Annotated in this window: 24 protein-coding genes; 13 read left to right on the top strand and 11 right to left on the bottom strand. The window is 57.1% G+C overall.

Going from position 1 to position 25,706, the window contains the following annotated elements; translation table 11 throughout:
- The first annotated feature begins 11 nt into the window (after positions 1-11).
- From LG301_RS14655 to LG301_RS14695, 9 genes are all read left to right on the top strand, one after another.
- Positions 12-1,178, top strand: a complete 1,167-nt coding sequence (locus LG301_RS14655) for a glutathionylspermidine synthase family protein (protein WP_404471891.1) — start codon at positions 12-14, stop codon at positions 1,176-1,178.
- 228 nt (positions 1,179-1,406) lie between these two features.
- Positions 1,407-3,419 (top strand): methyl-accepting chemotaxis protein, encoded by a 2,013-nt coding sequence (locus tag LG301_RS14660; RefSeq protein ID WP_404471892.1) that lies wholly within the window; start codon positions 1,407-1,409, stop codon positions 3,417-3,419.
- A 12-nt stretch (positions 3,420-3,431) separates the two neighbouring features.
- Entirely contained in the window at positions 3,432-4,499 is a 1,068-nt protein-coding gene (cheB, locus tag LG301_RS14665) for a chemotaxis-specific protein-glutamate methyltransferase CheB (RefSeq protein WP_404471894.1), read from the top strand.
- Positions 4,496-5,926: a CheR family methyltransferase gene (locus LG301_RS14670; protein WP_404471895.1), complete on the top strand. Its 1,431-nt coding sequence runs from the start codon at positions 4,496-4,498 to the stop codon at positions 5,924-5,926. The genes cheB and LG301_RS14670 overlap by 4 nt, the downstream gene beginning before the upstream one ends.
- Before the next feature lies 1 nt (position 5,927).
- Positions 5,928-8,027: a response regulator gene (locus LG301_RS14675; protein WP_404471896.1), complete on the top strand. Its 2,100-nt coding sequence runs from the start codon at positions 5,928-5,930 to the stop codon at positions 8,025-8,027.
- 38 nt (positions 8,028-8,065) lie between these two features.
- Complete coding sequence (locus tag LG301_RS14680; RefSeq protein WP_404471897.1) at positions 8,066-8,422, top strand: response regulator; 357 nt, start codon at positions 8,066-8,068, stop codon at positions 8,420-8,422.
- An 84-nt stretch (positions 8,423-8,506) separates the two neighbouring features.
- Entirely contained in the window at positions 8,507-10,186 is a 1,680-nt protein-coding gene (locus LG301_RS14685) for a diguanylate cyclase (protein ID WP_404471898.1), read from the top strand.
- Entirely contained in the window at positions 10,176-10,709 is a 534-nt protein-coding gene (locus tag LG301_RS14690) for a chemotaxis protein CheW (RefSeq protein ID WP_404471899.1), read from the top strand. Before LG301_RS14685 ends, LG301_RS14690 begins: the two co-directional genes overlap by 11 nt.
- A gap of 1 nt (position 10,710) precedes the next feature.
- Positions 10,711-11,148 (top strand): hypothetical protein, encoded by a 438-nt coding sequence (locus LG301_RS14695; RefSeq protein ID WP_404471901.1) that lies wholly within the window; start codon positions 10,711-10,713, stop codon positions 11,146-11,148.
- Here the strand turns inward: LG301_RS14695 and glp (LG301_RS14700) are convergent.
- From glp (LG301_RS14700) to LG301_RS14750, 11 genes are all read right to left on the bottom strand, one after another.
- Positions 11,131-12,336, bottom strand: coding sequence for a gephyrin-like molybdotransferase Glp (glp, locus tag LG301_RS14700; RefSeq protein WP_404471902.1), 1,206 nt, complete (start codon positions 12,334-12,336; stop codon positions 11,131-11,133). The two genes, LG301_RS14695 and glp (LG301_RS14700), sit on opposite strands and share 18 nt — an antisense overlap.
- A complete protein-coding gene (moaB, locus tag LG301_RS14705) occupies positions 12,329-12,847 on the bottom strand; it encodes a molybdenum cofactor biosynthesis protein B (protein WP_404471903.1) in 519 nt (172 codons plus the stop codon). Before moaB ends, glp (LG301_RS14700) begins: the two co-directional genes overlap by 8 nt.
- Positions 12,848-12,850: 3 nt before the next feature.
- Entirely contained in the window at positions 12,851-13,177 is a 327-nt protein-coding gene (locus LG301_RS14710; protein ID WP_404471905.1) for a DUF1244 domain-containing protein, read from the bottom strand.
- A gap of 86 nt (positions 13,178-13,263) precedes the next feature.
- Positions 13,264-14,364 (bottom strand): formate dehydrogenase subunit gamma, encoded by a 1,101-nt coding sequence (locus LG301_RS14715; protein WP_404471906.1) that lies wholly within the window; start codon positions 14,362-14,364, stop codon positions 13,264-13,266.
- Positions 14,365-14,375: 11 nt separating this feature from the next.
- Positions 14,376-14,990, bottom strand: coding sequence for a formate dehydrogenase FDH3 subunit beta (gene fdh3B, locus LG301_RS14720; protein WP_404471907.1), 615 nt, complete (start codon positions 14,988-14,990; stop codon positions 14,376-14,378).
- A 91-nt stretch (positions 14,991-15,081) separates the two neighbouring features.
- On the bottom strand, positions 15,082-17,934 hold the full coding sequence (locus LG301_RS14725; RefSeq protein WP_404471908.1) for a molybdopterin-dependent oxidoreductase: 2,853 nt from the start codon (positions 17,932-17,934) through the stop codon (positions 15,082-15,084).
- 24 nt (positions 17,935-17,958) lie between these two features.
- Positions 17,959-18,162: a twin-arginine translocation signal domain-containing protein gene (locus tag LG301_RS14730; RefSeq protein WP_404471909.1), complete on the bottom strand. Its 204-nt coding sequence runs from the start codon at positions 18,160-18,162 to the stop codon at positions 17,959-17,961.
- Positions 18,163-18,192: 30 nt separating this feature from the next.
- Positions 18,193-18,807, bottom strand: coding sequence for a molecular chaperone (locus LG301_RS14735; protein ID WP_404471910.1), 615 nt, complete (start codon positions 18,805-18,807; stop codon positions 18,193-18,195).
- 4 nt (positions 18,808-18,811) lie between these two features.
- Positions 18,812-20,536, bottom strand: coding sequence for a 4Fe-4S dicluster domain-containing protein (locus LG301_RS14740; RefSeq protein WP_404471911.1), 1,725 nt, complete (start codon positions 20,534-20,536; stop codon positions 18,812-18,814).
- Positions 20,537-20,723: 187 nt separating this feature from the next.
- On the bottom strand, positions 20,724-21,341 hold the full coding sequence (locus tag LG301_RS14745; RefSeq protein ID WP_404471912.1) for a DUF3306 domain-containing protein: 618 nt from the start codon (positions 21,339-21,341) through the stop codon (positions 20,724-20,726).
- On the bottom strand, positions 21,338-21,778 hold the full coding sequence (locus LG301_RS14750; RefSeq protein ID WP_404471913.1) for a DUF3305 domain-containing protein: 441 nt from the start codon (positions 21,776-21,778) through the stop codon (positions 21,338-21,340). Before LG301_RS14750 ends, LG301_RS14745 begins: the two co-directional genes overlap by 4 nt.
- Before the next feature lie 197 nt (positions 21,779-21,975).
- Between LG301_RS14750 and LG301_RS14755 the strand changes: the two genes are divergently transcribed.
- The 4 genes from LG301_RS14755 to moaA are packed head-to-tail and all read left to right on the top strand — an operon-like array spanning position 21,976 to position 25,704.
- Complete coding sequence (locus LG301_RS14755; protein WP_404471914.1) at positions 21,976-22,833, top strand: formate dehydrogenase accessory sulfurtransferase FdhD; 858 nt, start codon at positions 21,976-21,978, stop codon at positions 22,831-22,833.
- Positions 22,830-23,450, top strand: coding sequence for a molybdenum cofactor guanylyltransferase MobA (gene mobA, locus LG301_RS14760; RefSeq protein WP_404471915.1), 621 nt, complete (start codon positions 22,830-22,832; stop codon positions 23,448-23,450). The genes LG301_RS14755 and mobA overlap by 4 nt, the downstream gene beginning before the upstream one ends.
- On the top strand, positions 23,447-24,700 hold the full coding sequence (gene glp / locus LG301_RS14765) for a gephyrin-like molybdotransferase Glp (protein ID WP_404471916.1): 1,254 nt from the start codon (positions 23,447-23,449) through the stop codon (positions 24,698-24,700). The genes mobA and glp (LG301_RS14765) overlap by 4 nt, the downstream gene beginning before the upstream one ends.
- An 11-nt stretch (positions 24,701-24,711) precedes the next feature.
- The gene (gene moaA, locus LG301_RS14770) at positions 24,712-25,704 is read left to right on the top strand and encodes a GTP 3',8-cyclase MoaA (protein WP_404475284.1); all 993 of its coding nucleotides are present in this window, start codon (positions 24,712-24,714) and stop codon (positions 25,702-25,704) included.
- Positions 25,705-25,706: the final 2 nt, after the last annotated feature.

Raw genomic sequence — 25,706 nt, forward strand, 5'->3', positions numbered from 1 at the left:
CAAAGGTAACCATGCTTCGCATCGATATCCCTGAACGCAATAACTGGAAAGCCCTCGCCCACGAGCTGGGCTTTCATTTTCATACCATCGACGGTGAGCCTTACTGGAAAGAGGACGCCTACTATCAATTCACCCTAGAACAGGTAGAGCGGGACATCGAAGCCCCAACTGAAGCGCTGCATGAAATGTGTATGGAGCTGGTAGACAAGGTATGCCACTCCAATGCGCTGATGCAGCGTCTGGCTTTACCGGAGCACATGTGGGACAGCATCCACAACTCGTGGAAAGCGGGCCAGCCGCACCTCTATGGGCGGATGGATTTTGCCTATTCCGGCAACGGCCCCGCAAAGCTGTTAGAGCTGAATTACGACACGCCCACATCGCTGTATGAAGCGGGATTTTTCCAGTGGGTGTGGCTTGAGCAAGCGATCCAACAAGGTATCCTGCCGCGCCATGCGGATCAGTACAACTCAATCCAGGAGCGCCTAATCAATGCCATGGCGCACCTTGGTGACCGTATTGAAGCGCGCACCCTGTACTTTTCCTGCATCAAAGATAACGCTGAAGAACGTGCTACCGTGCACTACCTGCAGGATGTGGCGGTACAGGCAGGCTTGAAAGCCCCGTTCATCTACATGGAAGATATTGGTCAGCGCGCTGGTGCAGAGCACTTTGTTGACCTGGATGATAAGCCCATCCACGCCCTGTTCAAACTCTACCCATGGGAAGAGATGGCCGACGATGCATTTGGCGAGTATATACCGCAGTTGAGTACCCACTGGTTTGAGCCGCCCTGGAAAGCAATTCTCTCCAACAAAGGCATTCTGCCGCTGCTTTGGGAGCATTTTGAGGGCCACCCTAATCTGCTACCGGCTTTTTTCGAGGATGCCAACAGCCCGCCGTTGCCAGCAGGCTGGGTGCGTAAACCGTTCTTTTCACGGGAAGGCAGCAACGTGGAGCTGATCACTCCCGCTGGCCAGCGGGAGGTCGTAGATGGCCCTTACACTGACAGCCCCTGGATTCGTCAGGCTTACCACCCGATGCCGCGCTTTGGTGACAATCATGCCCTAATCGGTAGCTGGGTAGTGGGAGACCGCGCCTGTGGAATGGGCATTCGTGAAGACGTGGGCCGCATCACCAAAGACTCCTCCTGCTTTATTCCCCACGCAATCGTATAACTAGGCGTACCCCATTCAACTGATTAGCACTAGACATTACGCACTAAAAAGGCTGAAATCGTTGGTACTACTGATGGAGACGGCGATAAGCACGACGTTCACAAATCGCGTTCATAAGTAGCGGGGCACTCCCCTCCACCCTCTTTACCCTGAGCGTTTCCTAACAGCGTTAAAGCTAAATGCCGCTGCGTCTTCAGGGCCACCGTTTACTTTGGAGCAACGGCAAACATGATGGCGCGCTGGAAATCTCTACCTTTACGGCTTCGGCTATTTCTCTCCTTTGGCGTCGTCCTCGCGCTGGCAATGCTCCTGGCGCTCTATCTTCAAGCGCGTTCCTACGGCCAAGCGCGACTAAACTATCTTATTAACGAAGAGTTACCGGCCCAGGTCGAAGGGCTAGCCGCGCACATCAACCTCAACCTCAGTCAAAATCTCGCCATCTCCGAAAGCCTGGCCAATAATTACTTCATTGAACAGTGGGTTCGCGACGGATTGCCTGAAGCAGATCAAACTGACATTACCCGTTATCTTACCCGCCTGATGGAGCAGATAGACACCGAGCTGCTGTTTATCGCCGCTCAATACCAAGGACGGGGCTACTATATTCAACTGCGCAACGGCGAGCTTCTGCAGCGCATTATTCAGCCGCCCGGCAGCGAGGATGATTGGTACTACCATTTTATTGAAAGCGACAACGCCTACGAATTGAATTTAGATAGCGATACGTTTTCACCTGACGATGCTTTTGTGTACGTGAATTACCGTAGCACGATCAATACCGCCAACGGCCTGCCATTGATCGTGGCGGGAGCGGGGCTGGACCTCTCCCAAATGGCCACCCTCATTAACGACTTCCGCTTGGGTGACACCGGACGTGCATCCCTACTCAGCGCAGAAGGAGAGCTGCTCATTCGCAGCGATGGGGACATCACCACGGCCGAGCTCTTACCAGACCAAACGTCGCAGCGCCTGCGGCCTGATGAATACCTCCAAGTACAAGAGATTGAGCGCGACGGCCAAACGCTGTTGATCAGTACGCGCTGGCTGCCCGAACTGCAGCGCTACCTCATGGTGGAAGTCGACAAAGAGAGTTACTTGACCTCCACTCGGGAGCGCTTTTTAGAATCTAGCGGATTAGGGCTACTCATTTTGCTTATCGGATTGCTGATTCTCTATCCGCTGACGGGCAGCCTGACCCGTCCCCTGATTGATTTTCAGCGTCAGCTAAAAGATATCACCCTTAGTTTAGATCTCTCGCGCCGCGTCAGTACCGACGATAATGCCGAGCTTGGCGACTTAGCCCATCAAACAAACGAACTCCTTGAACGCCTCTCCCGTGCGATTGCGGCGGTGGCCAAGAACGCGGTGGCGCTAACGCACGTCGCCGACCGGCTGGCAAAAACGGCGGGGCTTTCCGGCGTGCACGGCAGCGATATTGACAATGAAGCAAGCCAAACCATGGCGGCAGCCGTTGAAGAGATGGCCTCTTCGGTGGCTGAAATCACCTCCACCATGGAAGAGCTCTCTACTTCATCGACACAAATCGCTGACCACTCCCAGTCAGTGGTCGACGTGGCCAACCAAACTCTGGAGCGCAGCCGCAAAGGCAGCGCGGCTATGCAGCTGCTACAGTCAAAAATGCAGGATATCCGCAGCGACAGCGAGCAGAGCCTGACTGAGATCATGACGCTGGGAGCGAAATCCAAGCAGATCAACAAAGTCATGGAGTTGATCAACACGCTGGCCGCTCAGACGAAGCTGATCGCCTTCAATGCCGCACTGGAAGCCTCCAGCGCGGGGGAATCGGGGCGGCGCTTTTCAGTCGTTGCCAGTGAGATACGTCGTTTAGCCGACAGCGTAACGGACTCTACTCAGGAGATTGAAGCGCACACCGACGATATCCAGACGGCGATTAATCGCTTGGTGGTAGCGTCTGAGAAAGGTGCCGCTTCTATCGAGCAGGGCGTTGAAGCCAGCCTGAGCACGGCCCAGGATCTGGACGCCCTGCTTAAAGCAGCGAGCCAAACCAGCAGCGCCGCCCAGCAGATATCGCTCTCTACCCAGCAACAAAAAACCGCCAGTAGCCAGGTGGTGATGGCACTGCGCGACATTGATACCGCCAGCTCACGCAACGCACACTCGGTGCGCAGTATTACCGATATCAGCCAAGATATGATTCAAATGTCGGCTGAGCTTAACGCGTTGGTGCAGGAGTTCACCCTTACCCATCAAGACCGCTGATAAGGATGCCGGATGAGTGTGATTCGGGTAGTCATTGCCGACGACAGCCAAGTAGCCCGCGAGGTGCTACGCGATATCCTTAGCCGAGCGGAGGACATTGAGGTTGTAGGCGAAGCCACGAACGGCCGTGAAGCGGTTGAACTGGCCAAACGCCTGGCGCCGCAGCTGATCACCATGGATCTCAACATGCCGGTGATGGATGGTTTAAGCGCTATCGAAGAGATCATGTACAGCAAGGGCGTGCCCATACTGGTAGTGAGTGACCGCTCCGATGCACAAACCGCTTATCAAGCGCTGGAGGTGGGCGCACTAGAAGTCATGCCTAAACCCACACTGGTAGGGGCCGACGCCGAGCGTTTTTTGGAACGTGTTCGTCTGCTTGCCGGCGTCGCGGTCATTACCCGTCTCAGGCGACGCGTTACAACACATACCCCCAGCGCCACCCTACCTAACTTGCCTACTGCTCCACCGGGCGTGCCGAGGGACTTTCAACATGTTATCGCCATTGCTTGCTCAACCGGTGGCCCGCAAGCCTTAGTACGCCTGCTGCGAACGTTGCCCGCCGGGTTTCCAATACCCATTGTCATCGCCCAGCATATTAGTCATGGGTTTATCGATGGCATGGCGCAGTGGCTAGCCTCACTGTGTGCCATGCCGGTCAGCGTGGGCAAAGAGGGCGAGCAAATCCGCCCTGGGCACATTTACTTATCTCCTTCAGAGCGTGATTTGTGTATCTCTCCCCACCACCGCTTTCAGCTTCAGTCCAGCCCTGAAAACGCTCTGTATCACCCTAGCTGTGATGTTCTACTGCAGAGCATTGCCAAGGTGTATGGCAAAGATGCTATTGGCATTATTTTGACCGGCATGGGCCGCGATGGCGTGAACGGCATGCGCGCTATTTATCAGGCAGGGGGCACTACATTAGCGCAAGATGAAGCCAGTTCGGTGATTTACGGCATGAACCAGGAAGCCGTTCGAGCGGGCGTTATTCAATATGAGTTACCGCTCGAGAGCCTAACGGAGCGGCTCTTGTGGTATGTGCGCGGCTATTTAAATAGCCGACCGGAGCCTCTCGCATGAGCGCGCTTGCCTCTTTTAAAGCCCTGGTACACCAGCGCTGTGGTTTACACCTAGAAGGGTTGGCCGAAGCCCGGCTATTCCGGGCAGTCACGAGCCTACAAGCCTCGACAGGAATAACCGACACCTCTCGGCTTCTCAAACAGTTAACCCGCGATACGGCGCTTTTCAATCACTTTGTCAGCCAGTTAACGGTCAACGAAACCTATTTTTGTCGCGAACCAGATGCCCTGGAGTGGTTAGTCAGCACCTATTTACCTGAACGCTTAGCCACACAGGAGCCGCCGCTCTCTATTTTTAGCGCTGGCTGCTCTTCCGGTGAAGAGCCCTACAGCGTAGCGATGATGCTATTTGAACGCTTTGGCGAGCGCGCCAAGACACTGTTTAAGATCACCGGCGGCGACCTTGATCATCACATCCTCGCCAGGGCACGTCAGGCGGTGTATAGCGGTATGGCGTTTCGCGCCCTCTCGCCCGACTTCAAAGCGCGTTACTTTAGCCCCTTCCAGGGTCGCTTCAAGCTTCACGAATCGCTGCGCCAGTGGGTCACCTTTTGCCCGTTTAACCTCCTCAATGCTAACGAGAGCCCTCCTGGCGGCCCTTTTGATGTCATTCTGTTCCGCAATGTGTCGATCTACTTCGACCAGCAGACGCGACGGCGTATTCACCAGCAGCTTAGCCCGTTACTGGCGCCGAATGGCATCTTACTTTGCGGTATCACCGAAACCTTGGGCAACGATCTCGGTGTGTTTGAACTGGTCGAAGACCAGGGCATTTTTTACTTTCGCCATACACAGCGCCCTGCGCCCCCGCCGCCACTCTCCTCAGACTTGGTGGAGACACCGCCTGATACCCTTTTTAATCACGATGAGAGCGCTGGAAAAACGCAAGAGCGCGCCCATAGCGCTGGCTTAGCACCCGCTACGCCGCCTGAGCACGCGGCGCTCAACGCTGCGTCGGACACCACCGCAGCGGGCAGCATTGCCCACCAACTGCATAACGCCCATCAGTTGCTGAACCAAAATGCGTTTAACGACGCCGCTACGCTGCTTGAAACGCTGCTTAAGCAACAGCCGTGGTCTATCGACGCGCTGGTGTTAAGCGGGCTAGTGGCCCGTTGGCAACAGCAGCCTCAGCGAGCCCACGACTATTTTAAAAAGGCCATTTACGCTGCCCCAGAGTGCTGGCCAGCGCACTTCTATTTGGCGGAGCTTTACCGCCAAGGCGAGTTGACCGACGAACCATTACAGCGTCGGCAGCGCTATGCCGCCGTGGTACGTTTGTTAACCAACGCCCCCACCTCCAGCGGCGGATTGGCCACTATCGCCCCACCGCTCCCCCCCGGTGATGCGCGTTTTCTTGCCGAACGCTATTTAGATGCGGTTAATATCACGCTGGGAGCCACTGACACCTCACAGGGAGTGACTTGATATGGCGCTGGATATTCGCCGCTTTGTTCAGCGTTTTGTGGAAGAGGCCGCCGACCACCTGCCGCGTTTACGCGAAGGCATCAGCGCACTGGAGCAGGGCGCTGCTGATCGCGAGCAGATCAACGAACTATTTCGCGCGGCACATACGCTGAAAGGCTCGTCGCGCATGCTGAAACTGACGCCCATTACGGCCCTGGCGCATAGTACCGAAGAGCTGCTCAGTGCACTGCGCGATGGCACGCTCGACGCGTCGCCGACGGTGACGAGCCTTCTCCGCCAGGCAGTTGACGGGCTTTCTGACTTCGTCAGCCAACTCGCTGAAGGGGCGACAGGCGACGACTTGCCCGCAGCGGATGAAGCGCTGTGTAGCGCCCTGGAGCAAGCTGCTCGCGGTGAGACCTCCCCCCAGCCTCCCGCTCCCCTTGCGGAGTCGTCGGCGCCTGCACCCTCAACCGTGGTGGCCCCCGACAGCGAGCTACGTCTCAGCGATACCGTGCGGGTACGCTTGGACCGGCTAGACGATGTTATTCGCTTGATGGGGGAAGTGCTTTCGGGACACCACCACTTACACACACTCGTAGAGCAAGCGCGTGCGCTAAGCACCACGCTTCCTGCGGCTCAGCAGCCCCCCTTTCATGCCTTTCACCGCGAGCTGAAAGATAGCGTGTTAAGTCACGACGCGCTGATGAGCGACCTACATGACCGGGCACTGCAAATGCGCATGCTGCCGCTCAGCGTGGTGTTCGACCCGCTCGCACATATGTCCCGTGAACTGGCTCAGTCACTGGGTAAAGAGGTTGATTGCCGTGTGCGCGGCGGTGAAATCGAGCTGGACCGCCAAATGATTGACCGCCTGTCAGACCCGCTCATTCATCTGCTGCGTAATGCCTTGGATCATGGCTTAGAGCCGCCCGCTGAGCGCCAGGCATCGGGTAAAGCTCTGCGTGGACAGCTGGTGATTGAAGCGTGGCAAGATGCTGACTGGGTGGTGGTAGAGATGCATGACGACGGCGCCGGTATTGCACTGGACACGGTGCGTCAAAAAGCGCTCGTTAAACAGCTGGTGAGTGAAGAGCAGCTGAACGCTCTGAGTGAGCAGGAGACCCTGGAGCTTATTTTCCTGCCCGGCTTCTCGACCAAAAGCATGATTACCGACTTTTCAGGGCGCGGCGTGGGCATGGATGTCGTTAAACGCACCGTGGTGGACGAGCTGAACGGCGACTTGCAGCTTGCCAGTGAACATGGCCGCGGCACACGCTTTACCCTGCGCCTGCCGCTGTCACTGGCGATGATGCGAGTGTTACTGATCAGCGTTAGCGGTGTCACCGTCGGGGTAACCGCACCTTACGTGTCAGAGCTGGTGGAGTGCTCATCGGAATCCTTCATTGACGCCGCCGGTCAGCCCACTTTGATTTTACGCAACGAGTTTGTCCCCGTTGTCTCACTGGCGCAGCTGCTTGAGCTACCAGAAACGACGCCTACCACTGAAAACACGCTACTGCTGGTTGTCCACCTTCGGCAGCAGAAGCTTGCCTTAATGATTGATGCTCTGATTGACGAACGCGATATGGTGATCAAGCCGCTGCCTGCGCACCTGCGCCACCTACCGCTGGTTTCAGGTATGGTGACCGTAGGGCGAAATGCGCTGGTGAGCCTACTTCACATCCCCGCGTTGCTGGAGGCTAGCCAGCACAATACCCAACGCAAGCCTAGCGATCAGCACCTAACCCCACTCACAAAGCGCATTTTAGTGGTCGACGACTCACTGAATACCCGCGAAATCGAAAAAGATGTGCTGGAAGCGTGGGGCTATCACGTCACCCTGGCCGAAAACGGTCGCGAGGGATTAGCCAAAGCGCTGGCGGAACCGTTTGACGCAGTGCTTACCGACATCGAGATGCCGGTTATGGATGGCTTTGCGCTGACTGCCCGACTGCGCGAAAATGAGGTTTATCGTTATCGGCCCATTATCATCATCACCTCTCGTGAGAAAGAAACTGATCGACGGCGCGGTATTGAGGTCGGTGCTGATGCCTATATCGTCAAAGGCAGTTTTGATCAAAATAATTTAGTAGAGACGCTACAGGCCCTGCTGGGCTAACGGCTTGCCCCACTTACATAACCATCAAGAGGATACGGATGCATATTCTAGTCATAGACGACGATCCGCTTGCGGGGGAAATGACGGCGGCACTGCTTGAGTCACAGGGACATAGCACCCTACTGGCCCATGACGCGATGGACGCCGTCAAGCAGTTAGACACGCACAGCGATATCGCGTTGCTTGTCAGCGATATGCACATGCCCCTGGTCAACGGAACTGAACTTCTCGCAATGCTGCGTGAGCAAGACAACCATCTACCGTTTATTTTACTCACCGGGGATACCCCGAATGAAGCACTACAGCAAACGCCGGGCCTAACGGCCTGTTTATGTAAAGATGCAGACCTGGCAGATACCTTAGCCACCGCCGTAAAACAGGCGCTCGACGGCTAAGCATGCTCCTAAACAATGTTCGCTGCGATGGAATGGATACAATGGAACGGATCGCCGCTTTCGACCAATCACGTAGGTAGTTTGATGTCTCAGCCCGCCCCCTCGCTGCACGAAAAGCTAAATCAGCTGCGTGAGCGTTTTATTGAGCAGCTTCCGAACCGCTTAGCGCAAACCGCTAAGCTGTGGCAGCAGAGCCGCACCTCAGTGGAAGAGCAAACGCGACTTGCCCCGGAACTGCACCGCTTCTTTCATAGCCTGAAAGGAACCGGGAGATCGCTGGGCTTTGAACGGCTTGCCCTGCTGGCAGACCAAGCTGAGGAGGCGCTCACCGCGTCACACCCTCGCACTGATCTCGACACCTATATTAGCCAACTGCTGCTTCAGCTAAAGCGTGAGCAGCAGCACCTGTGTTCACACAATGGCCAACAGAAAGCGCTGGCGGCCGTGCAAAGCTTCGAGCTTACCAACCCAGTTGAGCCATTGCGCAATAAGCGCCAGCGGTTAATTTATCTTTGCGACGATGAGCCCGAACAGGTCGATCAATTGATTCATCACTTGCGCTGTTTTGGCCATGAGGTGGTGCATTTTCTCGACACAGAAACGTTCTTTAACGCCGTGCTCACGCGTCGCCCTGACGCGGTGATCATGGATGTGCAGTTTCCCCAGGGCCAAACAGCCGGCACGGAAACCCTGGCTAGCCTTAATAAATTAACTGACCAGCCCCTGCCTGCTATCGTCCTCTCCGCCCACAGCGACTTTCATTCGCGACTGAGTGCCGCTCGCGCAGGTTGCGATGGTTACTTTATCAAGCCGGTAAAACCACTGGATCTTATGCTGGCGGTCGATGAACTCACCGCCCCGGCGGCAGAAGAGCCGCTCAAGGTGCTTGTGGTAGATGACGAGCCGGAAGTAGCCGCTTACCACGCCTTGCTGCTAGAAGAGGGCGGCATGATGGCCCAACAAGTGCATCACCCTGCCGATGCACTCACCACGATGGAGCGCTTTAGCCCTGATTTACTGCTGGTCGATGTGTATATGCCGGTGTGCTCAGGGGAAGAGCTGGCGACGATTATTCGTCAACAGCCGGAGTACCTGGGGCTGCCGATCATCTATCTCTCTAGCGAAACCGACAGTCAAAAACAGATCTCCGCGATGTCTGCGGGTGTTGAAGCCTTTCTCACCAAACCTGTGCAGCCCGATGAACTGGTCTCTGCCGTTCGGCTGCGCGCTGAACGCCTGCGCCTGCTGCGCTCATTAATGACCCGCGATAGCATGACAGGCCTGTATAACCACAGCACCACTACTGAGCTGATCAATAAAACCCTTGCCCAGGCGCACCGGGAAAATAGCGAACACGCGATGGCAATGATTGATATTGATCACTTCAAGCAGGTTAACGACACCCACGGCCATTTAGCGGGCGACCAAGTCATCATCACATTGGCAAGGCTATTAAAAAGCCGTCTCCGGCTATCCGATATTATTGGCCGTTACGGTGGCGAAGAGTTTGTTGTCCTATTAAAAGGTGTCAACGCAGAAAAAGCCGCCCCGTTAATCAACAGTCTGCGCGAAGACTTTGCGCTGGTCGATTTCCACGCCGGTGACATTCGATTTCGTTGCACCTTCAGCGCAGGTATTAGCAGCTTCCCTGAGCAGCCCTCTACCGAGTCGCTGCGCTTAAGCGCTGACCAAGCGCTCTATCTTGCCAAAGACCAAGGGCGTAATCAGATAGTGATATCGACGGAGCCAGCCGATGAGTGCTGATACCCCAGACAATCACGCCTCCTTGGAGGAAGCGCTGGCGTCACAGGGCGATGACAAGACAGTGGTCGATGTTGAGGAACCCACTCAACAGCTTGTGCTATTTCGACTCAGCGGCCAACGGTTTGCACTCCCTGGCAGCGCCATCAGCGAAATTTTACCCAGCGACCAGCCCGTCTATTACGTCCCCGGGCTACCCGTCTCCACCGAAGGCGTCTTGCACCTGCGTGGCAACATTGAATCTGTGATTAGCCTGCATCAGCTGCTTGGCCTTTCTGCACCAGAGCAACCGGCTAACGGCATGATTTTATTAGTCAACGCAGCGGGCATGAGTAGCGGCGTGCGTATAGATCAGCTCGACGATGTGTGCGACGTTATCCAACGTATGCTGCAAACGCCTCCTGATACGCTTTCGAGCACATTACGCCCTTATGTGAGCGCACTGTGGCCGATCAATGAGCACCAAGCCGTTGCCCTGCTAAACCCGGAGACTTTATTCAACGCTTACCAGCAGGGGCTAGGCTAAGGTGCGTGAGCCTCAAGAGACCTCCCGGCAGCCCCAGGTGGCGATGGTGCTGTTTTGCGTTGGACCTTATCGCGCGGCTATAGAGGCGTGCCATGTGCTCGCCATGACCGATCAACCAGCGGCCTTGCACACCACTAATGCCCACTCGCTTCTCTATGAAAGTAGCGCTCCACAGCCATCGCCTAGCGGTTGGCTTACCCTATCCCACGCGCAAACCGGTCGCGAACAAACCACTACGTGGCAACTGGGCGTCAGCGGCGACATCACTCTACAAAAACTGCCTGCCAATACGCTTTACCCACTACCTAAACTACTGCTTTCCCGACGTTTTTCAGCGGCACTATGCGGGTTCACGTTTGAACAGCAGCAACTCGTGCTGCTACTAGACGGGCGCAAGCTAATGCCTCCCCCTTCTCCCTCCTTAACTCGCCAACCATAAGCAGCGAATCTGATCATTTTTGGCTATCTCGCTGTTTGGCGGAATCACCGCCAAGGCATCCGCGTTAATGCACGACGACAGCACGCCGGAATTCTGATCATCGAAGGCAGCTGCCGTTATCCCGCTGGGCGCGAATGTCAGCGTCACGCGCATATAGTGCTCCCGTGGGCCTGTGGAGGTAGCAAACCCTGCTTTCGCGGTCACTACTGGCAGTGATGTCAGTGCCGAGCAGCCTAGCATTGCGCCCAGCAAGGGACGCAAGAAGAGCCATGCCCCCACGAAACTGGACACTGGATTGCCCGGCAGCCCTACAAAGCGTGCTTGGCTGCCATCTCTGCAGGGCAAACGACCCAGGGCCAGCGGCTTGCCGGGGCGAATTGCCAGCTTCCACATATCCAGCTGACCCAGCGATTCCAGAGCGGCTTTGACATGATCCTCTTCGCCCACGCTGACGCCACCGGTACTAATCACTACGTCAGCTTCCGTCGCCGCTTGGCGCAGTAGCTCAACGGTTTGCGCGTAGTCATCCGGTACGCTAACCCGTTGCACCACCTCCGCACCGAAATTTTCCAGCAGCCGTTTCAGCATCGGGCGATTTGAATTATAGAGCTGGCCGGGCTTTAACGGCGTGCCAGGGTCAACAATCTCGTCGCCGGTGGAGAGCAACGCCACGCGGGGCCGACGGCGCACGTTTACCTGAGTTATTCCCTGGCCGGCCAAGTGGCCCAGCGCTGCGGCTTCCAGCCGTTCACCGGCGTTTAACAGCACAGCGCCGCTTTTCACGTCGCGCCCCTGGCGGCGAACGTTGTCGCCCACAGGAATATCCTCAGGTATCAGCGCACGACCACCATCAGTTTCTACGCGCTCTTGCATCACCACGCAGTCGGCACCAGGAGGAATCTCCCCACCGGTAAAAATACGCGCGCAGCTACCCACGGCCAACGCCTGGGCCGGGGTGCCTGCCGCGATGCGCTGACTTACCGGCAGCCACTGCCCCGCATCCGCGGCGCGCAGGACGTAGCCATCCATGGCGCTATTATCAAACGGCGGCACATCCAGCTGTGCAGTAACGGCTTCCGCCAGCACACGGCCTGCAGCCGCCTCCAACGCAATACTCTCTGCGTCGAGCGGGTTTACGTCTTTTAGCAGCGCTTCAAGAGCCGTTTCAATCGGCTGTAAATCAGCCATGCTGCCCCCGGCCTGGAATCACCAAGTTAGCAAAGTTGCAGGGCTTATGGCGGCTATCCAGCTGTTCAGCCAAAATACCGTCCCACCCGGTGCGGCAAGCGCCGGTTGAGCCGGGCAAACAGAACACGACAGTGGCGTTGGCAAAGCCGCCCAAGGCGCGGCTTTGAATCGTAGAGCTACCGACTTCGTCGCCACTCAGTTGGCGAAAGCGCTCTCCAAAGCCTTCGATACGCTTATCCAGCAGCACCGAGATAGCTTCGGGGGTGGAGTCACGCCCGGTGAAGCCGGTTCCTCCTGTCGTAATGACTACCTGCACCGCTGGGTCTGCGATCCACTGGGCCACCACCGCGCGGATTTGGTACACATCATCCTGCACAATGCGCTTTTCAGCCAGAGTATGACCCGCGCCGGTGAGTCGCTCTATTAGGAGTTGGCCCGAACGATCGTTCTCTTCCGTGCGCGTATCCGATACCGTCAACACCGCCACGTTCAACGCTATCATGCTTTCCATCGGCTACTCCTTCGCTTTCTTTTGAGCGTTACGCGCCTCAAGTGCCGCTAGCTGCTCAGGCGTTGCTTTTCCTTGGTAGTGCGCTTTCCACTCACTGTAAGGCATGCCATAAACGTACTCACGGGCGGCTTCCATCTCAAGCGAAGTACCCTGCTCTTCTGCCGCCGTGACTAGCCACTTGGAGAGGCAGTTGCGGCAGAAGTCGGCCAGGATCATCAGGTCGATATTTTGCACATCCTTGTTGTCGTCTAAATGCTTTAGCAAGCGACGAAACGCGGCGGCTTCAAGCTCAGTGCGCGTTGCGTTATCCAGTTCGTCAAATGTTGCCATGTTGATATCTCTTTAAAGTGAGTTTAGAGCAGCATAACAAAAGACACCGCCCGTAGGCGGTGTCGAAGGGCTTTACTTAGTGCATTTTAGCTTGGCCGAGAAGCGGCCGCTTCGTCGTGGCCATCACCTGACTTGCGTGCGGCAACTTCCTCTTCGCTAATCGCCTGGTCTTTAACGTCTTCGTACCATAGGTTGTGGTGCTCTTTCGCCCAGGTTTCATCGACGTAACCCGTGGTCATGCCTTCTAATGACCCCTCAGTGCCTACGGTACCGATGTAAATATGACCCAACGCTACGGCGGTGAGTCCCAAGGCACCCACCGCGTGGATGATATTGGCCCACTGCATCGTGTCTCGGCTTTGCCCATAGTTAGGAAAGTCGAGCACGAAGCCGCTCGCGATAACCACAATGCCTGCGGTTGCCAGCAACCAGTACCAGGCTTTTTCGCCGCCGTTAGCAAAACCCGCGTCCGGGTGCCCTTTACCCACTAAGCCGCCACCCTGCTTGAACCACTGCAAATCATGCTTTTTAGGAATGTTATCTTTAAGCAGCTTCACTAACAGGACAATCAGCAAAATGCCAAAGATTGGCCCCAAATAGTTATGCAGCACTTTAGACGCTGAGATCATCCACGCCCAAAATGCATCGCCAAACAGTGAACGGAAAACAAACTTGCCGTACAGCAAGTTTAACCCCGTCAGCGCCAGGGTGATAAACAGGGTAGCTACCGTCCAGTGCAGTGAGCGCATAAGCAACGACCAACGGAACAGCTTCCGGCCAGTGCGCGGCTCGTCTAAGTGCTTGCGCCCGATAATCAGGTAAAACAGCGTGATAACGCCCGCCATGCCCAGCACAACGATAAGACCAAACGGCGACACCCAGCGGTTACGCAACGTGCGCCAAGTTTCGCCACTGGCGTTGATCAGGTTGTAGTCGCTCTCATAGCGGGAGTCACGGTAATTTGCATCCGTCTCGCCACTACGCACCTGGCGCCACTGATCCGCTGTAATGCCGGGGGCAGCCGTTCTCATTTCGCGGTCAGGTTCCGCCTGGGCCACCGCTACCTGGGTGAACCCAAGGCTAAGCATCACTACCAGCACCACCATCACCAAGCGCCAAATGCCCAGGGCGAGCCCTTTACCTGAGCGCGGCACCCTTGCGGGTGCCTGTGCAGTCAACAGGTTCATGACACGCCTCCTTACCCTTTACGGGCAGCATCGTAGGCTAGGTTATCGGCACTGGCCTGAGGGTTGTTGGACCAAGCGCCATCTTTATGGCCACGATGCACCACACGCTGACGGAAGATGTCGGCCACGTCTTGGGCATCACCTGCCAGTAGCGCCTTGGTAGAGCACATCTCGGCACAGAGCGGCAGCTTACCTTCGGCAATACGGTTAGAGCCGTACTTCTCATACTCCTCTTCTTTGCTTTCGGCAGGGCCGCCAGCGCAGAACGTGCACTTATCCATCTTGCCACGCTCACCAAAGGCATTCTGTTTGGGGAACTGGGGCGCACCAAAGGGGCAAGCGTAAAGGCAGTAGCCACAGCCGATACAGAGGTCCTTATCGTGAAGCACGATGCCGTCATCGGTTTTGTAGAAGCAGTCAGTCGGACACACCGCCATACACGGCGCATCGTCACAGTGCATACACGCCACTGAGATCGACATTTCACTCGCTTCACCGTCGTTGAGCGTGACCACGCGACGACGCTGAATGCCCCACTCGACATCGTTGGCATTTTTACAGGCGGTGACACAGCCGTTGCATTCGATGCAGCGCTCGGCGTCACACATAAATTTCATTTGAGCCATGGTCTTCTCCTCTTGCCGGTGGAGGCATTGCCTTCACCGGCAGTACTGTCAGGTCGGTCGGTCTTGTTTAGCAGCGTCAGGCACAAAAGCCTTAAGCGCGCTCAATGCGGCAAATAGTGCACTTGGTCTCTTGCATGAGCGTCACCGGGTCATAGCCGTAGGTGGTAGCGGTATTCGCTGCTTCACCAATAATGTACGGGTCAGAGCCGTCCGGATAACGGTCACGCAGGCTTTCACCCTGGAACATGCCGCCGAAGTGGAACGGCATAAAGGCCACTTTGCGATCAACGCGGGGCGTTACCAGCGCTTTCACCTTGACCCGACCGCCTTCCGCGCCCTCTACCCAAACATCATCGCCATCCCGTACGCCAATGTCGTTAGCATCGGCTGGGTTCATCTCGACGAACATCTCCTGCTGAAGCTCGGCTAGCCACGACATGGAGCGCGTCTCTTCACCACCGCCCTCGTACTCAACCAATCGGCCCGACGTGAGAATGATCGGATAGTCAGCGCTGTTATCGCGATCCTGGATGGTTTTGTACAGCGTAGGCAGACGCATGATGGAGTCGAAGTCGTCCCAGGTGGGGAAGCGCTCAACCAGGTCTCGCCGCGTGGTGTAAAGCGGCTCGCGATGCTTCGGTACAGCATCCGGGAAGGTCCACACCACGGCGCGTGCTTTGGCGTTGCCATACGGCGCACACCCACGGCCAATCGCGACCCGCTGAATGCCGCCAGAGAGGTCGGTTTTCCAGTTTTTACCTTCAGCGGCTAGTTTTTCGACGTCGGTTAAGTCGTCCCACCAGCCTAAGTCTTTAAGTAGCTGGTCGGTAAACTCGGGGTAGCCGTCATCGATCTCACCACCCACTGGCGCCGAGCCTTCAGCCAGCAAGTTGACGCCGTCACGCTCAATACCGAAACGGGCGCGGAAGCCCATACCGCCTTCCATGACCGGCACGCTGGTGTCATACAGGTTGGGTGAGCCAGGGTGTTTGAACTCCGGCGTTCCCCAGCATGGCCACGGCAAGCCATAGTAGTCACCGTCAGCGGGGCCGCCCTGGGCGCGCAGGTTTTCAAAGCTGAAGGTATGCCAGTTTTTCTGATGCTCTTTGAGGCGCTCGGGGCTTTGGCCGGTGTAGCCCACCGTCCACATACCTCGGTTGATTTCACGCAGTACGTCTTCAATGACCGGGCGATCGCCTTCCATCTCAAAGTTCTTGACGAACTCATTGCCAAAGCCGAGCTTGCGCGCAAACAGGGTCATGATTTCGTGGTCGGGCTTTGACTCAAACAGCGGTTCGATCACTTGGTCGCGCCACTGAATAGAACGATTGGTGGCGGTGACGCTACCGGTCGTTTCGAACTGGGTCGCTGCAGGCAGCAGGTAAACGCCATCGCTGCGGTCGTGCATAACGGCAGCTACGGTGGGATAAGGGTCAACAATGACCATCATCTCAAGCTTCTTCATTGCCTGCTGCATTTCGACGCCGCGGGTTTGCGAGTTAACCGCGTGGCCCCAGTAGAACATCGCTTTCAGCGCGGTGCGCTGGGAGATGTTTTCGTCCTCTTCCAACACGCCATCTACCCAACGGGAAACCGTAATACCGCTGGAGTACATGGGTTTGCCGTCAGCGTACTCGGTATCGTCAAAGCGCCCTTTCAGCCACTCATAGTCAACGTCCCATACGGTTGACCAGTGTTGCCAGGCACCCTCGGCCAAACCGTAGTAGCCCGGCAGCGAGTCACAGCCCAGCCCAAGATCGGTAGCGCCCTGCACGTTGTCATGGCCGCGCAGAATGTTGGCACCGCCACCAGCTTTACCAATGTTGCCCAGCGCCAGCTCTAAAATGCAGTAAGCACGGGTGTTGTTGTTACCGGTGGTGTGCTGGGTGCCGCCCATACACCACACAACGCAGCCTGGGCGGTTGTCCGACAGACGCTTGGCCACATCAAACATATCCGCTTCCGGCACGCCGGTGATGTCTTCCACGACGCTGGGCGTAAACTGGGCTACTTCAGCGCGGACTTCATCCATCCCGTAAACGCGCTGGCTGATGTACTCGCTATCTTCCCAGCCGTTTTCAAAGATGTGCCACAGCAAGCCCCAGATATAGGCAACATCCGAGCCAGGACGCAGGCGTACGTACTTATTGGCTTTCGCTGCCGTACGGGTAAAGCGCGGGTCGGCCACGATGATGTCGCAATTATTACGCTCTTTAGCAATCAAGATATGCTGCATCGCCACCGGGTGCGCTTCACTCGGGTTAGAGCCAATAAACAGTATCGCTTTACTGTTGTGCATATCGTTGAGCGAGTTGGTCATCGCCCCGTAGCCCCAGGTATTGGCCACACCGGCTACCGTGGTGGAGTGACAGATACGCGCCTGGTGGTCGGTATTATTGGTGCCCCACATGGAGGCGAGCTTGCGCATTAAATACGCCTGCTCGTTGTTGAACTTGGCTGAGCCTAGCCAGTACACGCTATCCGGGCCGTGTGCATCGCGCAGCTCAAGCAGCTTGTCACCAATTTCGTTGACCGCATCGTCCCAACTCATGCGCTGCCATTCACCGGCAACGAGCTTCATCGGGTATTTCAGACGGCGGGTGGAGTGACCGTGCTGGCGTAGCGATGCCCCTTTGGCACAGTGGGCGCCACGGTTAATCGGATGGTCAAAGGCAGGCTCTTGCTTGGTCCAGATGCCTTCTTGAACCTCAGCGTAAACGCCGCAGCCTACCGAACAGTGCGAGCAAATAGTGCGTTTGGTTTCTACCGGCGAGTCCAGCACGGGGGTCTTTTCCGCCGACTCAGCGCGCTGCATCATCGGCGCACCCATAAAGCCGACAGCCGCCACGCCACCGGTGGCGGCACCGGTGCGCTGCAAAAACTGGCGGCGGGAAATGCCCAGCCCGGAGGCTTTGGGGGATGTTGTTTTGCGAGTTAGACGCATGGCAATTCTCCTGGCGTTGAGCCGTCAGTCGCGCAGCGACGCATAGTAAGCACGAATATGGTCAGTCTCACGGTAATTGACCGACGCCTTTTCGCGCGCCACCGGCTTCGCGGTATCGGCTTGAGCCAAAGTGACATGGCCAACAGCGGCGGCCGCGCCCGCGGCAGCGGTTCCTAATCCTACGGTTTTGATAAACCGGCGGCGCTCAGCGTTATGTGACGTTTGCATGGGGGTTCTCCTCTTTCATGCCCTTTCTTTTTATGGCTCAACAATACGAACCGGCTGATAGGCCGCTTGATCGCTCAAGCTAGCCTGTTCGCTTTCCATAAAAGCGCCACCTAACTGCCCAAGCGCTGCATAGAAAGCGGTGTCTACCTTGGCAAGGTCAGCAAAACAGCTACCGGCCCAGGGCTTGATATGTTGCTGAAAAAAATAGGCTTGCTCTTGGCTTTGCGAGGCCACCAGCATGGCCATGACTTCGCATACAGCGGCCAAATGATCTTCTGGCTCGCGGATTGACTCACGACGCTCAAAACCTAGTACGCGCAAGTCGCGGCGCAGCGCCACTAACGCCGCCTCCATTAACTCGCCGTTGAGGTACCAGGAGCCATAAGGGACTATTTCGCCCTGAATGACGCCTACCAAATGGCGAAAGTGGGCACGCTGTAGCGCCTCAGGGGTCGCGGTCTTGGCAGCGCTGGACAGTGCTGCCCAGCACTCTGCTAACCGGCTGCCATCCTGCTCTATCTCTAAATCGGCCAGCCAGTGCAATAGCGCTATGTCGGGGGCCTGGCGCAACAAGCTGGCTAGGAGCTGATAAATATCTGCTCGAAGTGCCTCTGAATCACTCAGCGTGGGCATTGCATCGCTCATTGCGTTATACCTTTAATTGCGCGTTAGGATCGCGGATCATGGTTTTCCAAACGTCCTTCACTCGGCAGTCTTCGCACATTTCTAAACGCGCCATTGCCTCCCCCGCAAAGTAGGGGTGATGGGCGAGCTTTTGTTTAATCGCCGCCACCGTACTGGCCGTTGCAAAGGGCTTGCCGCAGCTAATGCACTCAAATGGCGCTTCTTCATGGCAAACATGCCGCGCTTGCCGCTCTGGAGAGGCCAAAAAGCCGGGCTGCAGGCGTATAGCGTCTTCAGGGCACGCCTCTTCACATAAGCCGCACTGCACGCAGTCCGCTTCGCGGAAGCTAAGCGAAGGCGTATCACCACCGGCACTTAACGCGGGCGTCGGACAGTTACTGACACAGGCATAGCAGAGCGTGCAGGCCGCACTGTCCACCTCGATAGCACCATAGGCCGCACCGCTGGGCATCGTGTGGCGCTCGCCGCTCGGTGTTCCAAGAGCAGCCAAATGCTCCAGCACCCGATTCAAGCGCAGGCGCTTATCAGGCTCCGGTAAGCTAAGTGCCGTATCGGTCAGTGGCATCAAGGCAGGCAGCGCATCGCGGGCCTCACTGTCGTCTGGCGCAACAAATCGAATGCGAGCAGCGTCATGGCCGAGCGCTTCAAGCAAACAATGAGCCTGAGCAAGCTGGTCGGCGAGAAACGTACTTAAGCGGGAGGGCATCTCGTCGTGCAAATGGATGCGCACTTCCGCAGCCCCGTTGGCCAGCGCCGTGAGCCACTGGTCGTGACCTGCAGCGCCAAGCTCTTCCAGGGGCGCATCCAGCAGGAAGCCTGGCGTGACGACGCCCGCTTGGCGCTCAGCGTCGAGGGCATCTTGGGTGATAAAGCGCATGACCGGCACCCGGCCACCGGCTTCGCGATACGCCGCTAGCCACGTTGACAGAGTGTCCTGCTGCCGGCGGGTCTCGGGTAGACGAAACTCGATGGCGCCCGTGGGGCAGGCGCTGGTACAGCTACCTACGCCCTGACAAAGAAAGGGGTCGATTTCAATGCGCGACTCAATCCGGCCTTTATAGCTGGAAATGGCGTCTGCGGGGCAAACATCCAGGCAGCGCGTACAGCCGATATTTCCGCTGGAGGAGTGGGCACAGAGGTCGCTATTAACCTGAAAATAGCGCGGCTTATCAAACTCGCCGGTTAACTCCGCCACGCTATCCAGCACGTCACCGGGATTGCGTTGCGTTGCCCAATCAAGCAACACGTAGCCAGGCGGAGGCAGTTCCCAGGCGGGCGTATTGAAGAGACGATCAGCCCCAGTCATATCCAGTACGACATCGAAACCGCTTCGCTCGAGAAGCGCTTGGGCCACATTGAGCACGTCACCATCCTCCGGGCGCAGCTCAACGTGAAAGGCCCCGAGATGGCCGGAGATATGAAGCTTCTGAAACTGCTCAGTGGAGAAACAGCGCTCAATCAGCGGCTCGCTGCCGCTTGAAAGGGCCTCCTGCTGCGCAGGCTCATCCGTCAGCAGCAGCGTTAGCGAAGCAAGCCCGCGGCCCTGCAAAAGGCGGGCAGCGGCGTACGCAGCATGGGCACTCCCCAGCAACAGCACATGGCCGCGACTATGGTAGGTTACATTAGCCGGTGTTAAATTAGCCGGCCACGAGATGCGCTGGCGCACCGCCTCGCGGGCGGCGACATTACGCTGGTCGTCTAGCGACGCCAGTTGGATACGTTGGTTCATGCACGCTCACGGTCAGAATGTCGTTTTTATTATTAAGTAAGTTTAGTTTTTAAGTTTCTAATACTTATAGTAACGCTTTATCTTCCTTGAGCGTATGAGCCTATGGTCTTTTTTGCCAATGTCTTAGCCTTCAGAGTATCAACGCTCCACTGAACCAACACCAATAACCAATTGTAATTAAAACACTTTATGTCCTTTTCGACACCTTGTCTGAAAACGCTTCAATACTATCAGACTGGTCGTCTAGCTCGCTATTCTGTTCAGAAAGCGGGGCATCTTCACGACGATTCAACGCAACCGAGTGCTCTTCGCTATCCACCTGACGCGCGTGAGTATGTGCTTCTTCGCCAGCGTTCTCATCAGAGGCAATGCTCTTCTCCGCTTTATCCGCCCAGCGACGCAGCTTACCCGCCAGCTCACTCGCCATAGGCTTAAGCTGCTGGCGGTAATCAGCATCGTAATCATCCAAACCATCGCGCACGTTGTAGTTTCCCGTGGCCCATAGCCGCTTGAGCGCGCGACGGCGCAGTGCAGCACTGACGCCAGCGGCCATAAACGCGCTGAAGTCGCTACCAGGAGGCAGAGTATCGGGGTCTGGCAAGGTGTGATCGACACTGCCCGGCGCGGGCGCCTCTTCAGCGTCCGGCGATTGCGATATCGGCTGCTCGCTAGACGCTCCCGACCCCTCCTCTGCCGCCGTGGCTGAATATGGCGCTTTCGGTGGCGCACTCGCCTCACTTTCCAGCGGCTGTTCGTCCTCTATTTCGCCGCGCTTTTTGCGCGACCAGCGCTCTAATCGACTCACTGTGGCTGCTCCTTGGTGGGCAACTCTTTTGCGCGCCCAGCCCCTTTACGTTTTTTCTTGCGCATTTCAGGCGGTGCTTCGCCATGGCGGGCAAGATAGTTCTCCAGCCAGACCTGAATGGCCATCGGCATTGGCGCTTCCAACACCTGCTGCTCGCCATCCATCCAGCCAGCTGCCACATCCTGGCTTGCGGTGAGTGCATCAGGTTTAGGCGTTTGGCCGGTAAACCCTGCCCGCACGAACAGCCGAGGGGATGCCGAGGTTAGATTAAAGCGATAGGCTGCCCGCTCTGTCATTGAAAGCTGAAGCTCTAGCACATACTCACCTTGATCGCCCGGCGCCAGGCTCGCAATACGCCATTGGGTCAGAGTGAACCCCTTCACCTGCTTAGGCTCTGCGACCAAGGTAATACTCAATGCACGTAAATTATCCGTCATATTGGGAGGCCCTTTAACTGATTGCTTAAGACGATTGTCCAAGACGTAAATGGATAGGCAGTGAATGGGTAAACATAGAATGGGTAGACAAGTAAGCCCCCCGAGCGCCATCATCGTCAACTCAGAGTGTTTTACTCAACTATTATTGTTTTCAGCACTGTTTTAAGTACCCGTTGAGGTACCAGCGAGGATTGCGGATGCCCGCCCTTCAATTAAGCCAAGCCCGGTTACCGGCAACCACCACCATTGAGATAATGGATGCCTATGGTGACACCCGCGCTCAGGCCATTGCCGCTGAACGTGCGCTGACGGTTTACCTGAATAAGCGCGAGATAGTGACGCTCATGACCCTGGGCGATGACCCTGAAGCCCTGGTCGTAGGCTATTTACGCAACCAAGGACTGCTCCGTTCGGCCGAGGATTTAACAGCGGTTCAAGTCGACTGGGACGTAGAAGCGGCGTCTATCGTGACACGCCACCTGCCAGACGACCTTGAGGCACGGCTAAGCACGCGCACGGTGACGACCGGATGCGGCCAGGGCACCGTATTTGGCAACCTCCTCGCCCAAACGTCATTGACCGCGCTGCCTGAAACATCGCTCACGCAATCGACCCTTTACCAGCTGCTGAGTAATCTCAACGCGTATAACGAGACCTACCGGAGCGCTGGCGCCGTGCACGGTTGCGCGCTGTGCCGCCAAACAGAGGTGCTCGACTTTGTGGAGGACGTTGGCCGACACAACGCAGTCGACACCCTGGCAGGCCGCCAGTGGTTGCAGCAATCTAACAGTGCCAGTGCGGATATTTTCTACACAACGGGGCGTTTAACCTCCGAAATGGTGCTAAAAGTCGCCCAAATGGGTATCAGCGTGCTGGTCTCGCGCTCAGGCGTTACCCAAAAAGGCGTTGAGCTGGCCGAGCGCTTCGGCGTGATGCTGATTGGCCGCGCCAAGGGCAAAAATTTTCAGGCAATCAATGCTAATGGCCGTTTAACGCTTGACGCTATTCCCGCCAAGCCACCGGCTGCCCGCACATCCAAGGAGGCTGGCGTATGATCGCAATACACGACATCACCGGCATGATTTTGGCAGGCGGCGAAGGTCGCCGTATGGGTGGCCGCGATAAAGGTCTTGAGCCCTTTGCGGGCCTGCCGCTCGTCGCGCATACCGTCAAACGCTTTGAAGGCCGCGTGGCCGAGCTACTGATTAACGCCAACCGTAATATGGATGGCTACGCGCCATTCGCCAACCGGGTAATCGAAGATGCGGAGGGCGGCTTTAAAGGCCCGTTAATGGGAATTTATAGCGGCCTGCGGGCAGCTAAAACACCCTGGCTACTGGTCGCCCCCTGCGACTCCCCAGCGCTTCCCCATGACCTAGTGCCCCGCATGCTCGCGGGCATCATGACAGAAAACGGCGAGCAGGATATCGCCGTCGCCTTTGACGGTGAGCGGCTGCACCCGGTTGTCGTTCTCTTGCGCACCTCGCTCGCCGATGATTTGGCCGACGCCCTTGCTCAGGGTGAGCGCAAAATCGACCGCTGGTTCGCCCGCCACGCGTGGTGCAAGGTGGATATGTCCGACTGCCCTGAAGCGTTTGCCAACTTGAATACCGAGGAAGAGAAACAGCGCTTGGAGCTAGCGCTCGCCACTGCCGCCCAGGAGAGACTATGAGCCTGTCGTGCTTTGAGCTAGGCGAGCAGATGCTCCCCGTGGATACCGCACGAGAGGCGCTGATGACGCTGGTTGAGCGCAGCGTAGCGCATGAACGCATTGCGCTTAGCCACGCGCACGGCAGACGTCTTGCCGCCGATCTTAAAGCGCCTATCGATGTGCCGCAAAACACCAATGCCGCCATGGACGGCGTGGCGCTGGCTTGGCCAGACGCAGCGCCTTTTCAGACCCACTGGCCCATTGCAGGCGATGCCTTTGCGGGGCAAGCGTTTGCAGGCCCGGTGCCTAAAGGCCAATGCGTGCGTATCACCACCGGCGCGCCGCTACCCAGCGGCACCGACACCATCATTATGCGCGAGCAGCTCGTTGAGCACGCCGAAAGCGTGACGATTGATGCGCCTGAGCGGGTGTTACGCGGCCAGCACGTTCGCCAGGCGGGGGAAGATATTGCCAGTGGCGCCGTCGCCCTGGCCGCTGGCACACGGTTAGATGCCGCTCGCCTGGGGCTTATTGCCTCCCTAGGCTACGCCGATGTCGCGGTTTATCGGCGCCCGAAGGTAGCGATTTTCTCCACCGGAAATGAAGTCACGCCGCCCGGAGACGCACTGCCTCACGCGGGCATTTACGACACCAACCGATTTAGCTTGATGGGGCTGCTCATCGAGCAAGGGGCCGAGGTGGTCGACTTGGGCATTCTGCCCGACGACCAAGCCGCGATGGTGCACGCCCTCGCAGGTGCCGCTGAGTGCAGCGATTTAGTGATCACCAGCGGCGGCGTATCTGTCGGCCATGCTGACTTCACGCGGCAAGCATTAGAACAGCTCGGCCAGTTAGCGTTCTGGCGGGTGGCGCTGCGCCCAGGGCGGCCGATGGCTTGCGGATGGCTTGGCCCATCGCACACGCCTTTCCTTGGCTTGCCCGGCAACCCAGTGGCGGTCATGGTAACCTTTAGCCAGTTTGTAGTGCCGCTACTGCAACGCCTGCAGGGGCAGGCGCCCTCACCGCCATTGCGCTTAACCGCCATCGCGGAAACACCGCTAAAAAGCCGCTTGCAGCGCACCGATTTTTTACGCGGCATATACCGCTGCGACGCCCACGGAGTCCTTCACGTGCGCACGACCGGTGCTCAAGGGTCGGGGATTTTGACCTCGATGGTCGCGGCCAACTGCCTGATTGAGCTGGGCGACGACCTGGCGGGCGCCCAACCTGGCGATACGGTCACCATTCAACCACTGACGGAGTGGCAATGACTCAACCACCAATGGCCCAACAGCTAATCGACAACTTTGGGCGTCGTGTTAGCTACGTGCGTATCTCGGTCACTGATCGCTGCGACTTCCGCTGTGTCTACTGCATGAGCGAAGAGATGGTGTTTCTGCCTCGCGCGCAAGTGCTCACCCTTGAAGAGCTTGCCATGGTTGCTCGCGCGTTCACCGAGTTAGGCGTTGAAAAAATCCGCCTCACCGGTGGCGAGCCGCTGGTACGAAAAGGCATCGAACAACTCGTGGATGAGATCGGCACGCTGCCAGGGCTAAACGACTTCACCATGACCACCAACGGCGCCAGCCTGCGCAAACACGCTAAACAGCTCTACGCGGGTGGGCTGCGTAGACTGAACATCAGCCTGGACTCCCTCGATCCGGAACGCTTTAAGCAGCTCACCCGCACCGGTGATTTAGCTAAGGTGATTGACGGCATCCACGCCGCCAAAGAAGCTGGTTTTCAGCGTATCAAACTCAACGCGGTGATCTTAAAGGGGCGCAACGACGATGAAGTGCTCGACCTCGTTACCTTTGCCCGCCAAGAAGGGCTCGATATTAGTTTTATCGAAGAGATGCCGTTAGGCGACGTTTCCGACCACTCCCGGGCTGAGACCTTCTACTCTAGCGACGATGTCCAGGCGCTGATAGAAACCCGCTACCCGCTCACCCCCACCACGGAGAGCACGCCGGGTCCATCGCGCTATTTTAAGATGGCCGATAGCGATAGCCGGGTAGGGTTTATCTCTCCCCACAGCCACAACTTTTGCGACACCTGCAACCGAGTGCGCGTGACGGTAGAAGGGCGTCTGCTGCTCTGTTTAGGCAACGAGCATTCGGTGGACCTGCGCGCCGTGTTGCGCCGCTACCCCGGCGATATGCATGCCCTCAAAACCGCCATTATCAATGCGCTGCCGCTAAAGCCTGAACGCCACCACTTCACTACCGATGGCGATGTTCAGGTGGTGCGCTTTATGAATATGACCGGAGGCTAACC

The organism is Vreelandella venusta (assembly GCF_044809155.1).
Taxonomy (GTDB): domain Bacteria; phylum Pseudomonadota; class Gammaproteobacteria; order Pseudomonadales; family Halomonadaceae; genus Vreelandella; species Vreelandella venusta_B.

Coding starts and splice junctions, on each gene's coding strand:
- LG301_RS14735 (WP_404471910.1), bottom strand. CDS start 18,807: ATGAGCGATGCAATGCCCACGCTGAGTGATTCAGAGGCACTTCGAGCA.
- LG301_RS14660 (WP_404471892.1), top strand. CDS start 1,407: ATGATGGCGCGCTGGAAATCTCTACCTTTACGGCTTCGGCTATTTCTC.
- fdh3B (WP_404471907.1), bottom strand. CDS start 14,990: ATGGCTCAAATGAAATTTATGTGTGACGCCGAGCGCTGCATCGAATGC.
- LG301_RS14750 (WP_404471913.1), bottom strand. CDS start 21,778: ATGACGGATAATTTACGTGCATTGAGTATTACCTTGGTCGCAGAGCCT.
- moaA (WP_404475284.1), top strand. CDS start 24,712: ATGGCCCAACAGCTAATCGACAACTTTGGGCGTCGTGTTAGCTACGTG.
- LG301_RS14725 (WP_404471908.1), bottom strand. CDS start 17,934: ATGCGTCTAACTCGCAAAACAACATCCCCCAAAGCCTCCGGGCTGGGC.
- LG301_RS14690 (WP_404471899.1), top strand. CDS start 10,176: ATGAGTGCTGATACCCCAGACAATCACGCCTCCTTGGAGGAAGCGCTG.
- LG301_RS14710 (WP_404471905.1), bottom strand. CDS start 13,177: ATGGCAACATTTGACGAACTGGATAACGCAACGCGCACTGAGCTTGAA.
- LG301_RS14655 (WP_404471891.1), top strand. CDS start 12: ATGCTTCGCATCGATATCCCTGAACGCAATAACTGGAAAGCCCTCGCC.
- LG301_RS14755 (WP_404471914.1), top strand. CDS start 21,976: ATGCCCGCCCTTCAATTAAGCCAAGCCCGGTTACCGGCAACCACCACC.
- LG301_RS14730 (WP_404471909.1), bottom strand. CDS start 18,162: ATGCAAACGTCACATAACGCTGAGCGCCGCCGGTTTATCAAAACCGTA.
- LG301_RS14740 (WP_404471911.1), bottom strand. CDS start 20,536: ATGAACCAACGTATCCAACTGGCGTCGCTAGACGACCAGCGTAATGTC.
- glp (WP_404471902.1), bottom strand. CDS start 12,336: ATGGCTGATTTACAGCCGATTGAAACGGCTCTTGAAGCGCTGCTAAAA.
- cheB (WP_404471894.1), top strand. CDS start 3,432: ATGAGTGTGATTCGGGTAGTCATTGCCGACGACAGCCAAGTAGCCCGC.
- LG301_RS14685 (WP_404471898.1), top strand. CDS start 8,507: ATGTCTCAGCCCGCCCCCTCGCTGCACGAAAAGCTAAATCAGCTGCGT.
- LG301_RS14715 (WP_404471906.1), bottom strand. CDS start 14,364: ATGAACCTGTTGACTGCACAGGCACCCGCAAGGGTGCCGCGCTCAGGT.
- LG301_RS14675 (WP_404471896.1), top strand. CDS start 5,928: ATGGCGCTGGATATTCGCCGCTTTGTTCAGCGTTTTGTGGAAGAGGCC.
- LG301_RS14680 (WP_404471897.1), top strand. CDS start 8,066: ATGCATATTCTAGTCATAGACGACGATCCGCTTGCGGGGGAAATGACG.
- glp (WP_404471916.1), top strand. CDS start 23,447: ATGAGCCTGTCGTGCTTTGAGCTAGGCGAGCAGATGCTCCCCGTGGAT.
- mobA (WP_404471915.1), top strand. CDS start 22,830: ATGATCGCAATACACGACATCACCGGCATGATTTTGGCAGGCGGCGAA.
- moaB (WP_404471903.1), bottom strand. CDS start 12,847: ATGGAAAGCATGATAGCGTTGAACGTGGCGGTGTTGACGGTATCGGAT.
- LG301_RS14670 (WP_404471895.1), top strand. CDS start 4,496: ATGAGCGCGCTTGCCTCTTTTAAAGCCCTGGTACACCAGCGCTGTGGT.